13 protein-coding genes are annotated in these 13,651 nt (G+C 76.3%); 5 read left to right on the top strand and 8 right to left on the bottom strand.

Translation table 11 applies throughout. From position 1 onward, the window contains the following. Position 1: 1 nt before the first annotated feature. The gene (locus tag IE219_RS13735; protein WP_189976968.1) at positions 2-316 is read right to left on the bottom strand and encodes a DUF6343 family protein; all 315 of its coding nucleotides are present in this window, start codon (positions 314-316) and stop codon (positions 2-4) included. Positions 317-391: 75 nt separating this feature from the next. Then, positions 392-727, bottom strand: a complete 336-nt coding sequence (locus tag IE219_RS13730) for a hypothetical protein (protein ID WP_189976967.1) — start codon at positions 725-727, stop codon at positions 392-394. Positions 728-1,027: 300 nt separating this feature from the next. On the opposite strand from IE219_RS13730, the gene IE219_RS13725 reads away from it, so the two are divergent. The 3 genes from IE219_RS13725 (at position 1,028) to IE219_RS32415 (ending at position 6,091) form a co-directional block, all read left to right on the top strand. After that, complete coding sequence (locus IE219_RS13725; protein ID WP_189976966.1) at positions 1,028-3,868, top strand: SCO1167/SCO6262 family helicase; 2,841 nt, start codon at positions 1,028-1,030, stop codon at positions 3,866-3,868. Between the two features lie 17 nt (positions 3,869-3,885). Further along, the gene (locus tag IE219_RS13720) at positions 3,886-5,163 is read left to right on the top strand and encodes an SWIM zinc finger family protein (RefSeq protein WP_189976965.1); all 1,278 of its coding nucleotides are present in this window, start codon (positions 3,886-3,888) and stop codon (positions 5,161-5,163) included. A gap of 181 nt (positions 5,164-5,344) precedes the next feature. Continuing rightward, positions 5,345-6,091, top strand: coding sequence for a chaplin (locus tag IE219_RS32415; RefSeq protein WP_189976964.1), 747 nt, complete (start codon positions 5,345-5,347; stop codon positions 6,089-6,091). 45 nt (positions 6,092-6,136) lie between these two features. Here IE219_RS32415 and IE219_RS13710 read toward each other — a convergent pair whose 3' ends face one another. Continuing rightward, positions 6,137-6,871, bottom strand: a complete 735-nt coding sequence (locus tag IE219_RS13710) for a DUF2293 domain-containing protein (protein ID WP_189976963.1) — start codon at positions 6,869-6,871, stop codon at positions 6,137-6,139. Positions 6,872-6,953: 82 nt separating this feature from the next. Further along, the gene (locus IE219_RS13705) at positions 6,954-8,165 is read right to left on the bottom strand and encodes a pyridoxal phosphate-dependent aminotransferase (RefSeq protein WP_189976962.1); all 1,212 of its coding nucleotides are present in this window, start codon (positions 8,163-8,165) and stop codon (positions 6,954-6,956) included. A 92-nt stretch (positions 8,166-8,257) separates the two neighbouring features. On the opposite strand from IE219_RS13705, the gene IE219_RS13700 reads away from it, so the two are divergent. After that, positions 8,258-9,010 (top strand): winged helix-turn-helix transcriptional regulator, encoded by a 753-nt coding sequence (locus IE219_RS13700; protein WP_189976961.1) that lies wholly within the window; start codon positions 8,258-8,260, stop codon positions 9,008-9,010. Here IE219_RS13700 and IE219_RS13695 read toward each other — a convergent pair. The 3 genes from IE219_RS13695 to IE219_RS13685 form a co-directional block, all read right to left on the bottom strand. Further along, positions 8,995-9,372 carry a MerR family DNA-binding transcriptional regulator gene (locus tag IE219_RS13695; RefSeq protein ID WP_189976960.1) on the bottom strand — a complete coding sequence of 126 codons (378 nt, stop codon included), beginning with the start codon at positions 9,370-9,372 and terminating at the stop codon, positions 8,995-8,997. The genes IE219_RS13700 and IE219_RS13695 overlap by 16 nt on opposite strands. Before the next feature lie 42 nt (positions 9,373-9,414). Continuing rightward, positions 9,415-10,176 carry an SDR family NAD(P)-dependent oxidoreductase gene (locus IE219_RS13690; protein WP_189976959.1) on the bottom strand — a complete coding sequence of 254 codons (762 nt, stop codon included), beginning with the start codon at positions 10,174-10,176 and terminating at the stop codon, positions 9,415-9,417. 131 nt (positions 10,177-10,307) lie between these two features. Next, positions 10,308-11,591 (bottom strand): acyltransferase family protein, encoded by a 1,284-nt coding sequence (locus tag IE219_RS13685; RefSeq protein ID WP_189976958.1) that lies wholly within the window; start codon positions 11,589-11,591, stop codon positions 10,308-10,310. 486 nt (positions 11,592-12,077) lie between these two features. Here IE219_RS13685 and IE219_RS13680 point away from each other — a divergent pair, with 486 nt between their 5' ends. Then, the gene (locus tag IE219_RS13680) at positions 12,078-12,722 is read left to right on the top strand and encodes a nucleoside/nucleotide kinase family protein (protein ID WP_189976957.1); all 645 of its coding nucleotides are present in this window, start codon (positions 12,078-12,080) and stop codon (positions 12,720-12,722) included. Here the strand turns inward: IE219_RS13680 and IE219_RS13675 are convergent. Beyond that, entirely contained in the window at positions 12,714-13,622 is a 909-nt protein-coding gene (locus tag IE219_RS13675) for a carbohydrate kinase family protein (protein ID WP_189976956.1), read from the bottom strand. The genes IE219_RS13680 and IE219_RS13675 overlap by 9 nt on opposite strands. Positions 13,623-13,651 lie beyond the last annotated feature (29 nt).

Below are 13,651 nucleotides of genomic sequence, written 5' to 3'. Positions count from 1 at the left end.
CTCAGGAGCCCCGGCGGCCGTCCCCGCCGCCGTTCCTCCCGGGGCCGGCGGTCCCGCGCCCGCCGTCGTCCGGCTCGTACGGCGGCACGTCCGGGCCCGGCTGCCAGTGCGGGCCCTGCCGCAGGTGCCGCACGACCAGCACCATGTCGACCAGCACCACCACGACCAGCACCGCGCAGGCGGCGGCCCAGCCCGGACGGCCCACCAGCACGAACACAACCGTGCCGAAGACCGCCCACGCCAGGCCCCACACGCTCAGCCAGAACCGCAGCCGCAGGGTGCTGCGCGCGGTGACCGGTTCGCTCCCCGTTCGCATGACGGCGCCTTCTCCCCGTCGGATGCCCGTGGACACTTCCAGCGTCCACCCGCGCGGGCCCCGAGGGAAACGGGGTCAGTGCACGGTCGTGTAGCTGCGCCAGGGCAGGGACCCCGTCGCGATCGAGTCGGCACTGTCCTTCGGCAGATAGATCGTGTTCTCGCCCCGGCAGTGCGGCGTCCGGTACAGGACCAGGTCCACCAGCGTGCCGTTCTCGATCCGCACCGCGCCCGCCGGCAGCCGGTGGCAGCCCTTGACCGGCGGACTGAGCACCCGCACCACCTTCTCCCCGACCGCCGTCTCGTAGGTGACGGGGCCGACGGCGGTGCGGCCGAGGCCCGAGCAGCCCGCGACCGTGAGCGTGAGCAGCACGGCCCCGGTGGCGGTCGTGAGACGCCGTCGAACGGACATGGCGGATCCCCTTCGGTCGGGTCGGTCGGGACCGTGGGACCGCCGACGGCGGCCCCGGGACGAAAAGCCCTGGTCGACGCCACCCTGCCGCCCCCGGCGCCGACCGGCATCCGGTGCTGGGCCGGTAGGGGGACGCCCCCCCGGCCCCGCCGGGGTGGGGCGGGGAACAGAGGTCGGGGCGGGGGAGGGGACGGGGCGCGGACCCGTTGTCAGACCCCGCCCGTAAGGTCGTGGACGTGGACGACGACGCGGAACCGCCGCGTCGGCCCGGTGGACCCCGGGGGAGGGAGGGGCGGGAGCATGACCGAGCACTGGGCGGCCCGCGCCGCCGTCTTCCTGCCCGCCGCGCTGCCCCGCGAGGGCCGCGTCGCCCTCTGGGCGCCCGACGGGGCCGCCCTGCCCGAGCCGGACGGCCTCGCCGGGGCCGAGCACGCCCGGATCACCGTCGCCCGGCGCCACGGCGGCGGGGCCCGGGGCCGCGAGGTCCCCGCCGTCAGCCTCCCCGTCGCCACCGCCCTGCCCCTGCTCACCGCCGCCCGGCACCACCCCGCCGCCCACCCCGCCACCGCCTGCTGGGGCGCCGCCGCCCTGCACGCCCTCCACCTCGTCGCCCGCGGCAGGCTCCTCCCCGGGCTCACCGCCGACGACCTGGACGCCTGGCGCGCCGGGCCGCTCGACGCCGAGGACATCGCCCACCTGCGGGCCGTCGCCGCCGCCATGCCGTACGAGGCGCACCCCGTGCCCGTCACGGGGCCCGGCCCGCTCGCACTGCCCGACCCGGAGGCCCTCGTGCGGGCCTTCCTCGACGCGGTCGCCGACACCCTGCCCCGCACCCCCGCCGCCGCGCACGCGGTCGGCGCGCCCTTCGCCGCCACCGGGCCGCAGCACCTCCCCGGCGCGCGGGCGTGGGCCGCCGAGGCCGCCGCGGGCATGGACGCCGGGGTGCGGATCTCGCTCCGCCTCGACCTCGCCGCCGCCGAGCTCTTCGACACCGCCGAGGAGGCCGAGGGCGGGCCGGACCGGCGGGCCGCGGCCGCGATCCCCCAGGTGCACAGCCTCGCCGACCCCACCCTCGTCATCGACGCCGCCGCCCTGTGGGCCGGGGAGGGCGAGCACTTCGGCCCCCGCGCCCGCATCGACGCCCTCCTCGCCCTGCGCCGGGCCGCCCGGATCTGGCCCCCGCTCGGCCGACTCCTGGAGCGGGACACCCCCGACGCCCTCGCCGTCACCGAGGGCGAGCTGTACGAACTCCTCGGCCCCGCCGCGGCCCGCCTCGCCGACGCGGGGGTCGCCCTGCACTGGCCGCGCGACCTGGCCCGCTCGCTCAGCGCCACCGCCGTCGTCCGCCCGGCCCGCTCCGCGCCCGGCTCCGCCACCGACGGCACCTCCTTCTTCGACAGCACCGAACTGCTCCGCTTCGACTGGCAGCTCGCCCTCGACGGCGACCCCCTCACCCCGCGCGAGATGGACGCCCTCGCCGAGGCCCACCGGCCCGTCGTCCGCCTCCGCGACCAGTGGGTCGTCGTCGACCCCGACCTCGTCCGCAAGGCCCGCAAGCGGGAGCTCGGCCTGCTCGAACCGGTCGACGCCCTCGCCGCCGCCCTCACCGGCAGCGCCGAGGTCGACGGCGAGACCGTCCCCGCCGTCCCCGCCGGCGCGCTCGCCGTCCTCCGCGACCGGCTCCTCACCGGCCCCGGCACGGTCGACCCCCCGCCCGGACTCACCGCCACCCTGCGCGACTACCAGCTCCGCGGCCTCGCCTGGCTCGACCTGATGACCTCGCTCGGCCTCGGCGGCTGCCTCGCCGACGACATGGGACTCGGCAAGACCGTCACCGTCCTCGCCCTCCACCTGCGCCGCGCCCGCTCCGCCCCCACCCTCGTCGTCTGCCCCGCCTCGCTCCTCGGCAACTGGCAGCGGGAGGCCGCGCGCTTCGCCCCCGGCGTGCCCGTCCGCCGCTTCCACGGCGCCGAGCGCGAGCTCGGCGGCGCCGACGGCGGCATCGTCCTCACCACCTACGGCACCCTGCGCAGCCGCGCCGCCCAACTCGCCGGGCAGGAGTGGGGGATGATCGTCGCCGACGAGGCCCAGCACGTGAAGAACCCCTTCTCCGCCACCGCGAAGGCGCTGCGCACCCTCCCCGCGCCCGCCCGCGTCGCGCTCACCGGCACCCCCGTGGAGAACAACCTCTCCGAGCTGTGGGCCATCCTCGACTGGACCACCCCCGGACTCCTCGGCCCCCTCAAGGCGTTCCGCTCCCGGCACGCCCGCGCCGCCGAGAACCGCGAGGAGCTGGAGAACGAGGAGGCGGTGGAGCGGCTCGCCCGCCTCGTCCGCCCCTTCCTGCTGCGCCGCCGCAAGTCCGACCCCGGGATCGTGCCCGAACTGCCGCCCAAGACCGAGTCCGACCACCCGGTGCCCCTCACCCGCGAACAGGGCTCGCTCTACGAGGCCGTCGTCCGCGAGACCCTGGGCCGGATCGAGGCCGCCGAGGGCATGGCCCGGCGCGGCCTGGTGATGAAGCTGCTGACCTCGCTCAAGCAGGTCTGCAACCACCCCGCCCAGTACCTCAAGGAGAGCGTCCCGGGCGGCGGCACCGCCCGGCTCGCCGGCCGCTCCGGCAAGCTCGCCCTCCTCGACGAGCTCCTCGACACCATCCTCGCCGAGGACGGCGCCGTGCTCGTCTTCACCCAGTACGTGACGATGGCCCGGCTCCTCGCCGACCACCTCACCGCCCGCGGCGTCCCCCACCAACTCCTGCACGGCGGCACGCCCGTGGCCGAGCGGGAGCGGATGGTCGACCGCTTCCAGTCCGGCGAGGTCCCCGTCTTCCTGCTCTCCCTCAAGGCCGCCGGCACCGGCCTCAACCTCACCCGCGCCGGCCACGTCGTCCACTACGACCGCTGGTGGAACCCGGCCGTCGAGGACCAGGCCACCGACCGCGCCTACCGGATCGGCCAGACCCAGCCCGTCCAGGTCCACCGGCTCGTCACCGAGGGCACCGTCGAGGACCGCATCGCCGAACTGCTCCGCTCCAAGAAGGCCCTCGCCGACGCCGTCCTCGGCTCCGGCGAGGCCGCCCTCACCGAACTCACCGACCGCGAACTCGCCGATCTGGTCTCCCTGCGGAGGTCCGCGTGAATCCCAGGAGCCCCGTCGTGAACCGTCCTGCGGGCCGCCTCGCCCGGGCCGCGCGCGGCGCCGTGCCCCGCCACGACGACCGCCGCCGCACCTTCCCGGCCGTCCCGCCCCGCGAGGCCGCCGACGGCCGCTTCGCCGCCACCTGGTGGGGCAACGCCTGGACGGCCGCCCTGGAGCGCACCGCGCTCGACCAGGCCCGCCTCGCCCGGGGCCGGGCCTACGCGGAGGGCGGCCACGTCGACGCGATCACCGTCACCCCCGGCCGGGTCGTCGCCTATGTGCACGGCAGCCGGATCCGTCCGTACCGCACCGAGATCCGGATGCGGACCCTCGGAGACGAGGGCTGGGAGCTGTTCCTCGACGAGGCCGCCGCCCGCCCCGAGCACATGGCCGCCCTGCTCGACAAGGAGGTCCCGCACGCCCTGGAGGCGGTCGCCGGACTGCTGCCCGCCCCCGGCGACCTGCTGCCGGACTGCTCCTGCCCCGACGACGGCTTCCCCTGCAAGCACGCCGCCGCCCTCTGCTACCAGGCCGCCCGCCTCCTCGACGAGGACCCCTTCGTCCTCTTCCTCATGCGCGGCCGGGGCGAGGGCGAACTCCTCGCCGAACTCTCCCGGCGCAACGCGGCCCGGTCCGCCGCCGAGACCGGCCCCGCCGCGCCCGTCCTGCCCGCCGTCCCCGCCCGGGAGGTGCTCGCCGTCCGGCCGCTGCCGCCGCTGCCCGCGCCGCTGCCGCCGCCGGAGCTCCCCGGCCGCCCCGCCGTCTTCCCGCCCGACCCGTACGCGCCCGATCCGCTCGCCCTCGACCTCCTCGCCGGGGAGGCGGCCGCCCGCGCGCACGCCTTCCTCACCACCGGGCACGACCCGGTCGCCGCCCTCACCCCCTGGCAGGACGCGGTCCGGCTGGCCGCCGCCCACCCCGGCTCCGGGCTCACCGCCTCCACCCGCGCCCTCTACCGGGACCTGGCCCACGCCCTCGGCCGGACCCCCACCGACCTCGCCCGCGCCGTCGCCGCCTGGCGCCAGGGCGGGGCGGAGGGCCTCGCCGTCCTGGAGGAGCCCTGGGACCCGCCCGCCGGGCCGTTCGACCGGGCGGGGCCCGCGCTGACCGCCGCGGGCCGCCCCGGCTTCCGTCCCCGGCACAACCGCCTCTCCCGCCCGGGGCTCCAGCTCCGGCTGGGCCGGGACGGCCTCTGGTACCCGTACGAATCCGACCGTGACCGGGAGGACTGGTGGCCGCGCGGCACCCCGGACCCCGACCCGGTCCGCGCCCTCACCGCCCTGGCCGGACGCTAGCGGCGCCGCTCCGGCGCGCGGACTCCGGGCGGTCCGGCGGCCGTACGGACCCGGGGCGCCACTCGAACGGGGGCTCCCACGAAGGAGTGAATCCACCCGGAGGACGGATCCGGCAAACGGGTTCGTCGCGTTTATTCCGGTACGGGCACTCGCCCGTGCACAATCCGGAAGGCAGGAAGCCATGAGGCAGATGCGCCGAAGTGGTCTGACCACACTGATGGTCACGGGCGGTGCGCTCGCGCTGTCCGCGGGCGCCGCCCACGCGGACTCCGGTGCCGGGGGCGCCGCGGTCGGCTCGCCGGGGGTCATCTCCGGCAACACGATCCAGCTGCCGGTCCACGTACCGGTCAACCTCTGCGGGAACACGGTCAACGTGGTCGGGCTGCTCAACCCGGCCATGGGCAACACGTGCGCCAACACCTCGGCGCAGGCGGGGACGACCCGGGACGGCCGGACCCACAAGGACCAGCCGGCCACGCCGCGCGGCGGCGAGCAGGCCGGTCCGGGCGGCAGCGCGGTCAACGGCGGCGGCTCCACCGCGGAGACGCACGTGGCGGGCTCCCCGGGCGTGCTGTCCGGGAACGGCCTCCAGCTCCCGATCGACCTGCCGGTGAACGTCGTCGGCAACTCGGTGAACGTCGTCGGCATCGGCAACCCGGCCACCGGCAACACCGGGGTCAACGGCCCGGGCACCCCCGTGGAGCCGCCGGTCGTGATCCCGCCCCCGCGCCCGGGGACGCCGACCCCGGCGCCGCCGAAGCAGGTCGGTCAGCAGAAGCCCCCGGCGCCCGCGCCGCAGGGCGAGTCCGCGTCGCTGGCCTCCACCGGCAGCGAGTCGGCCGGGTACGCCGCCGCGGGCAGCGCCGCCCTCCTCCTCGGCGGAGCGATCATGTACCGCCGCGCCCGCCGCGCGGCCGGCCGGGTCTGACCCGGACCGCCACCGCCGGGGCCGGTCCCGCCGGCGTCCGAGCCGTCAGCGGTCCGTCCGGCCCGGCACCCCCTCCGCGCCCGTCGCGCCTGTCGCGCCGGGCGCGTCCCGCTGTCCGGGGAGCGGCGCCCGCCAGGCGCGCAGGACCTGTTCGATGGCGGGCGCGATCTGGGCGCGCGCCCGGTGCCGGGGGACGCCGCGCATGAGCAGGGAGTCGTACGGCGTGTCCACGTGCCGTACCGAGGCGTGCACCGCCGCCGTCACGGCGTCCCGGTCCAGGGCCCGCCCGGCGGCCGTCCGGCCGACCCGGCCGCTGCCCTTCGCCGAGGCGTGGACGGCGATCTCGGCCGCCCGCGCGGCCGGCATCGCGGGGAAGAGGCGCAGGATCTCGGCCCGCAGCGCCTCGGTGACGCCGGCGTCCAGGACGGCGCGCCGCTCCGCGTCCCGGGCCCGCCGCCGGGCCCGCGCCTCCGTGTCGGCGAGGCAGGCGGCCTCCGCCTCCGCGAGGGCCGTCTCCTCCACCAGCAGGCCCTGCCGCTCGTAGCGGGTGCGGCGCCGGTTGTGGCGCACCACCACCGCCCACAGGGCGCTCCGCTCCCGGGCCCGCCGGGTGAGCGCGGTGTCGCCGCGGCGCAGGAAGACCAGGTGGCCGAGGTCGGCGCAGTCCAGACAGACCGGACGGCCGTACTCGACGATCATCCGCTCCAGCGGGCCGCGCCGGCACTCCGCGCAGCGGCGGCGGCGCAGCGGTTCGACGACGACGGGGGCGACGAGATCCACGGCTGCCTCCTCCGGTGCGGGACGGGCGCGGCGGGCCTTCTCCGGGTGCGCCGCCGGGCGGCGCGGTCCGCACGCGGCCGTGTCACTGGCGATACCCGCCCAGGAAGCGGCCGATGCGGCTGATCGCCGATTCGAGGACGTCGGCGTGGGGGAGGGTGAGGATGCGGAAGTGGTCGGGGCGGGGCCAGTTGAAGCCGGTGCCCTGCACGACCTGGATCTTCTCCCGCAGCAGCAGGTCCAGGACGAACCTCTCGTCGTCGTGGATCGGGTGCACGGCCGGGTCGAGGCGGGCGAAGGCGTAGAGCGCGCCCCGGGGCTTCACGCAGGAGACGCCGGGGATCTCGTTGAGCTTCTCCCAGGCGCGGTCGCGCTGCTCGTACAGCCGTCCGCCGGGGGCGCAGAGCTCGTCGATGGACTGCCGTCCGCCGAGCGCGGCCTGGATGGCGTACTGGGCGGGGGCGTTGGGGCAGAGCCGCATGGAGGCCAGCATGGTGAGCCCCTCCAGGTAGCTGCGGGCGTGCTGCCGGGGGCCGGTGACGACGAGCCAGCCGGACCGGAAGCCGGCCACCCGGTAGGTCTTGGAGAGGCCGCCGAAGGTGAGGACGACCAGGTCGGGGGCGAGGGAGGCGGCCGGATGGTGCACGGCGTCGTCGTAGACGATCCGGTCGTAGATCTCGTCGGCGAAGACCATCAGGTGGTAGCGGCGGGCGAGGTCGAGGATGCCCTCGACGATCTCCTTGGGGTAGACGGCGCCGGTGGGGTTGTTGGGGTTGATGATGACGACGGCGCGGGTGCGGTCGGTGATCTTCGCCGCCATGTCGGCCAGGTCGGGGTACCAGTCGGCCGACTCGTCGCACAGGTAGTGCACGGCCTTGCCGCCGGCGAGGGTGGTGGCGGCGGTCCACAGCGGGAAGTCGGGGGCGGGGATCAGGACCTCGTCGCCGTCCTCCAGGAGTGCCTGGACGGCCATGGAGACGAGCTCGGAGACGCCGTTGCCGAGGAAGACGTGGTCGACGTCGACGTCCGGCAGCCCCATGGCCTCGTACCGCTGGGCGACGGCGCGGCGGGCGGAGAGGATGCCGCGGGAGTCGGTGTAGCCGTGGGCGCTCGGGAGCATCCGGATCATGTCCTGGACGATCTCCTCCGGCGCCTCGAAGCCGAACAGCGCCGGGTTCCCGGTGTTGAGGCGCAGGACGCTGTGGCCCGCCTCCTCCAGGGCGTTCGCGTGCTCGATGACCGGGCCGCGGATCTCGTAGCAGACCTCGTTGAGCTTGCTCGACTGCCGGAACTCCATGTCCGACCTCCCCAAGTACCCCGGAACGTGTGTTGCTTGGTTTTACCAAGTTCGAGCTTGGAAAGTCCAACAACATGTCTAGACTGCCTCGCATGTCACGCCAGCCCCGCCGCCGCAGCTACGACCAGCACTGCGCCGCCGCGCGCGCCCTCGACCTCGTCGGCGACCGGTGGACCCTGCTCGTCGTCCGCGAACTCCTCGCCGGACCGCGCCGCTACACCGACCTGCACGCCGACCTCCCCGGCGTCAGCACCGACATGCTCGCCGGCCGCCTCAAGGACATGGAGGCCACCGGCCTGGTCGAACGCCGCCGCCTCGCGCCCCCCGCCTCGGCGTACGTCTACGAACTCACCCCGCGCGGCCGCACGCTGCTCCCGGTGCTGCGCGCCCTCGCCGCCTGGGGCGCGCCCGAACTCGGCGAGCCCCGCCCCACCGACGCCGTCCGCGCCCACTGGTACGCCGTCCCGCTCCTCGGCGCGCTCGCCCCGCTCGGCCCCGGCGTCGTCCAGGTGAGCCTGGCCGAGGGCGAGTTCCACCTCAGGCTGCCCGGCGGCGGGGAGGGCACCGGGGGGGACGAGGGGTACGGGGACGGGGTGTACGGCGGTCCGGGACCCGACGTCCGGCTCCGGACCGACGCCGCCACCTGCCGCGCCCTGGCCGAGGGCACGCTGACCCTCGCCGAGGCGACCGCCTCTGGCCGCGCGGTCGTCGAGCGGACGGCCGGGGCGGACGGAGCGGGTGGGGCGGACGGCACGGGTGGGGCGGAAGGCATGGGTGGGGCGGGCGGGGCGGACGATGCGGGTGGTGCGCGGCGGGCGGGCGGTGCCGTTCAGCCGGTGGGCTGAGGGGCGGCTTCCGGGCCGGAGCGCGCGGCGAGGGCCGCAGCGAGCCGGTCCCGGGCCGCCGTCTGCGCGGCGATCCGCGCGTCCAGCACGGCCAGCCGCTCGCGGGCGATCTCCAGGCCCCGGGCGGAGGGCGGCACCGAGGGCAGGTCCCCGTCCAGACAGGACCGGAAGGCGGCCACGTCCTCCAGCGTGAGCCCGGCCGCGAGCAGGTAGCGGATGTTGGCGACACGGACCGTCGCGCCCTCCTCGAACACCCGGTAGCCGTTGGCCGCGCGGGCCGAGGAGAGGAGCCCGGCCCGCTCGTAGTGGCGCAGCGCCCGTACCGACGCGCCCGTCCTGTCGGCCAGTTCACCGATCCGCACCCGCGCCACCCCCTCCGGACCACTCCTATCACCCGGCCCGCCTCAGGTGACCAGCGCGCCCCCGTCCACGGGCAGTACCGTCCCGGTGAGGAAGGCCGCGTCCGGCGCGGCCAGCGCGGTGATCGCCCAGGCGACCTCCTCCGGCCGCCCGATCCGGCCGAGCGGCGTGTGCGCCAGCTGCCAGGCCCGGATCGCCTCCCGCCGCTCGGGCGACAGCCCCGTGTGGTCGGCGATCGGGGTCTCGATCGCGCCGGGGGCGACCGCGACCACCCGGACGCCGTCGGGGGCCAGTTCGAGCGCCCAGCAGCGGGTGAGGGTCTCCAGCGCGCTCTTGGTCGCCGGATAGACGGAGTTGGCCGGCCAGCCGCGCTGTCCGACGGCCGTCGTCACGTTCACGACGGTGCCCCGGGAGGCGCGGAGGGCGGGCGCGGCGGCCTGGGTGAGGAGGACCGGGGCGACCAGGTTCGTCTCCAGGAGCCGGCCGATCACCTCCCGGCCGAGGGTGCCGAGCGGGCCGCCGACGGCGACGCCCGCGTTGTTGACGAGGACGTCGAGGCGGCCGTGGGCGGCGAGCACGTCCCGTACGAGCCGCTCGGGCACGCCGTCGGCGGTGAGGTCGGCGGGGTACGGGTGGACGGCGCCGGGCGCCCCGGCCGCGGTCTCCCGCAGCGGCTCCGGGCGGCGGCCGACCGCGACGACGGTCGCGCCCTGCCGGGCGAAGGCCCGCACGGCGGCCCGGCCGATGCCGGTGCCCCCGCCCGTGACGACGACGACCCGGCCGGACGAGGTGGTGGTGGTCTCCATGGGGACGAGGATGGAACCGTGACGCCAGCGGCAGGGTCAAGCCCGCGCCCCCGGAGGGTCCGGCCCGGACGTGGCGAGGCCCCCGCCGGAAGGGCGGGGGCCTCGGGGATCCATCGGACCGGTGGGACGGGTCAGGACGGGGTGCGGCTGCCGGTCTCCGAGGAGGAGCCGAGGGGCGGTCGCGGGCTGTCGAACGAGGGGAAGAAGGCGAGGGTGTCGGGGTCCCGCTCCGCCGGGGCCGTCGCCTGCGGGGGAGCGGCGGCGGGGGCGGGCACGCGCTCCGGGGCGGCGGCGGACCCCCGTGCGGGGGCGGCCGAGGGCGCGGGGCGGCGGGCGGCGGGCAGGGGGGTCCCCTCGCGGACGTCCTGGATCCCGCGCTTGAGCGCCTTCTGGATCCACTTGCCCGCGGGGCGTTCCACGAAGCGGTGGATGAGCCAGGCCGCGAGCATCATCAGCGCCGTCACCGAGACCACGAGGAGCGGGGCGGGCACCCGGTCGCGGAGCTTGTGGATGAGCGTCATGCCGATGTACATGTGGATCAGGTAGAGGGGGTAGGTGAGCGCCCCCGCGTGGGTGAGCCACTTCCACTGGATGCGGTCGAAGACCCCGAGGGCGATGGCCGCGACAGCGGCGAAGCCGAGCAGGATGACCAGACGGACCGGCCAGGTGGGCAGGGCCTCGGCGGCTTCCTTGCCGAGGCTGACGGCCATGCGGTACTCGACGTACCGCTGCGAGAGCAGCAACTGGAAGACGACGATCGTCCAGAGCACCGCGTTGGGCCGGAAGCGGCGCATCAGGTAGAAGGCGATGCCGGCGATGAAGAACGGGGCGTAGACAGGCATCGCCATCTGCGTGATCAGCGGTGTGTTCAGGACGGGGCCGAGGGCGGCGAAGGCCGTCCACACCCCGCAGAAGATCAGGCAGTTGCGGTAGGTCACGCCGAAGAACACGACGACGGCCATCAACAGGTAGAACTTCAGCTCCACGAAGAGCGTCCAGTAGACCTGGTCGACCGGCGGGGTGTTGTTGCCGCCCTGGAGCATGGTCAGGTTGGTGATGACCGAGCTCCAGCCGTCGAGGGAGCTGATGACCGGCCAGGTCTTCACCACGAGGGCGGTGAGCAGGATCCCCACCCAGTAGGCGGGGAAGAGGCGGGACAGACGGGAGACCGCGAAGTCGCCGACGGTCCGCCCCCACACGCTCATGCAGATGACGAATCCGCTGATGAGGAAGAAGATCTCGACGCCGAGCCATCCGAACTGCGCGAACTTGTGCGCGGTCGGGAAGATGGTCGCGGTGGAGTGGCCCCATGGCTTCGCGAGGGCGACGTAGTGGTAGAAGACCACGATCAGGGCGGCGAACAGGCGCAGGCCGTCCAGTACGTACAGTCTGTTCCCCCGGCCGGATCCGGCCATGGTTGCCAACCTCCCATGCCCCTGGTCCAGAGGCGGTAGAAAGGACTGCCCTCGGAAGGGGGGCGCCCGCGGCGAGCCGGAACCGTGTCGGATCCGGAGGTCCTGCGGGCGGGACCAGAGCAGCCCGATCGCGCGGTCCGGTGCGCCGGCCGCGGGACTCGTGCGGTTTACGGGTGGCGGCGGACGGCGGTGCCGGCCGGGCGCCGAAGGGCCGAGTCGAAGAACTGTCCGGCCCGGGGCAGGGGGGAACCGCCGTGAGTTTCCGCCCGCCGGAGCGGTATCGCCCCAGGAGAAGCGAGCTGGAACGTCACTGAATCCCTCTGGTTCGGGTGAAGCGGACAGTAGTTCGGCAGCGGCCGAGCCACGGCAGTTAAACATATCTATGGCTCTTCTGTGAGGAGGGTGAGAGCCATCTCGCTGGGCGTTTTCCGGTCCGTTGGGAAATGTCCGTATCGGGAGGGAAGGGGGGCGGGCAGAATGGGCGGGATGCGATACGAGGCGATCACCTGGGGCCGGATGGCCGGGCGGCTGGCGCGGCACCTGGACGGGCTCGCGCCCGGGGACGGCGGCGACCGGCTGAAGGTGGCCCTCGACGGCGCGCCCGCCGCGGGCGGCGGCGAACTGGCCGGGCTGCTCGCCGAGCAGCTCCGCGACCGGGGCCGGGCCGCGCACGTCGTCGACACGGCGGGCTTCCTGCGGCCCGCGTCGCTGCGGTACGAGCACGGCCGGCGGGACCCCGACTCCTACTACGCGGGCTGGACCGACACCGGCGCCCTCTGGCGCGAGGTGTTCACCCCGCTGGAGCCCGGCGGCACCGGGCGGGTGCTGCCGGACCTGTGGGACCCGGTGAAGGACCGGGCCACCCGCAGCCCCTACGTCACGCTGCCGCCCGGCGGGGTCCTGCTGCTCCACGGCCCCTTCCTCCTCGGCCACTGGTTCCCCTTCGACCTCACCGTCCACCTGCGGCTCTCGCCCGCCGCCCTCGCCCGCCGCGGGGAGGAGTGGACGCTGCCCGCCTTCGCCCGGTACGAGACCGAGGCCGACCCGGCCGGTGCCGCCGACGTCGTGGTCCGCGCCGACGACCCCCGGCACCCCGCCTGGACCGGGCTCGGCGCGCTCGGCTCAGACTGACGGCGGGCGGCCCCCGACCACCGTCACCGCCCGCGCGCCCGCCGCGCATCCGGCCCGGGCCGCCGCCACCGGATCCGCGCCCGCCCGCCGTGCCGCGAGGAACCCGCCGGTGAACGCGTCGCCCGCGCCCGTCGAGTCCACCCGCCGCTCCGGCGCCACGGGCACGGCCGCCACCCGGGCCGTGACCGCGCCGTCCTCGGCGACCAGCGCGCCCGCCGCGCCCAGCGTCACCACGACCAGCGGCACGCGCCGGCTCAGCTCCCGGGCCGCCGCCTCCGGGTCCGGCGCGCCGGTCAGCTCGCGGGCCTCGTCGGCGTTGGGCAGGAGCACCGAGGCGCCCTCGACGGCGGCGAGGAACCGCTCCGGGCCCAGCTCCGCCAGGAAACCGGCCGACGCCGGGTCCACGCTCACCGGTATCCCGGCCGCCCGCGCGTCCCGCAGGGCGAGCCGGGCCGCCGCCCCGCTCGGCTCGGCGAAGAACAGGTAGCCGGAGAGGTGCAGCGCCGCCACGCCGTCCAGCAGCCCGGCCGACCAGTCGGCGGGGCAGAGCCGCAGCACCGCTCCGCCGTCGGTCAGGAAGGTGCGCTCCGCCGCCGCGTCCACCAGGGCGATCACGGTGGCCGTCGGTGCCCGGGGGTCCGGCACCAGCAGCGGCCGGACGCCCGCCCCGGTCAGCGCCCGCTCGTGCCAGTCGGCCGCGTCCGTGCCGACCCGGCCGAGCAGCCGCACGTCCGGATGGCCCGACCGGGCCGCCCAGCACGCCGCGTTGGCCCCCGCCCCGCCGGGCAGGGTGCGGATCGCGGCCGCGGTGTCCGTCGCCGGAGCGAGCGGCGTCCGGTGCCGGGCGATCACGTCGGTGACCACGTCCCCGACGACCAGCAGCGCCCCGTCCCGGCTCACCGGACCGTCCTCCCGCCGGCCCGTGCCCG

This window comes from Streptomyces termitum (assembly GCF_014650175.1).
GTDB classification, from domain to species: Bacteria; Actinomycetota; Actinomycetes; order Streptomycetales; family Streptomycetaceae; genus Streptomyces; species Streptomyces termitum.
The sequence above is the reverse complement of the archived record's forward strand: the minus strand, read 5'-3'. Positions and strand labels throughout refer to the sequence as shown.